Annotated in this window: 1 protein-coding gene; it reads right to left on the bottom strand. The window is 48.8% G+C overall.

Going from position 1 to position 737, the window contains the following annotated elements; translation table 11 throughout:
- A partial coding sequence (locus LGZ99_RS24560) for a phage tail sheath subtilisin-like domain-containing protein (RefSeq protein ID WP_262979864.1) occupies positions 1–737 on the bottom strand: 737 nt, incomplete at both ends.

The following is a 737-nucleotide window of genomic DNA, read 5'->3' as shown; positions in this document are numbered from 1 at the left end:
GCGAAGCCTTTCGAATCTTGCACGTAGCCGTTGTATTCCAAAGTACGATACTGCGCGATAAGTTCGGCGCGGATGACGTTGGGGGTTACAATTGCCGAGCCGGGCGCATACCGGGTAGCGTCTTTCACTAACTTCATGCGTGCAAACTTACTCGTGATTTGAGTGCGAATATAACGTGTGACGTACATCAGCAAGTACAGGGTTTCCACTTCCAAATAGCTGTCATCGTTATCACCAAAACTATTCTTTTGATAAGTCGTGATGATATTTTCAACCTGAATTGTGCCGTCATCAGCAACAGTAAAAGTTGAAATCCCGCTGTGTAGCAGATTGTTACGTTCGATTAAGTCAAGCTGGTCCTCCGATGCCGGAGCCAGAACGCCACTAATCGGTAATGTCTGCACTGGCCTGCCGGGGTCATTGCGCAAACTGGGTGCAATCGCCCCCGTCAATGCAGCGGCCCACACATAATTTGGTGTCGGAGATTTGGTTACACCGAGCAATGTTTCATGCTGATAGTTACGCTGTTCGCCGAAACTAGCCAACTCGCCGTATGCCCCATTGACTGCGCTAAATGCGTGCCCGTAAAGCTGCTGTTCCCACGACCATCTACCGACTGTATCAGACAGAAATGCTTTCACATCATCTAATGACGCCGTATCAGTGTACGGGTTGGCAATGAAATCAAAGGAACGGTCTTTGAGATTACCTAATGCGTTTTTAAGCTCAGGCGCACC

Source organism: Photorhabdus temperata (assembly GCF_025384845.1).
Taxonomy (GTDB): Bacteria; Pseudomonadota; Gammaproteobacteria; order Enterobacterales; family Enterobacteriaceae; genus Photorhabdus; species Photorhabdus temperata.
The sequence above is the reverse complement of the archived record's forward strand: the minus strand, read 5'-3'. Positions and strand labels throughout refer to the sequence as shown.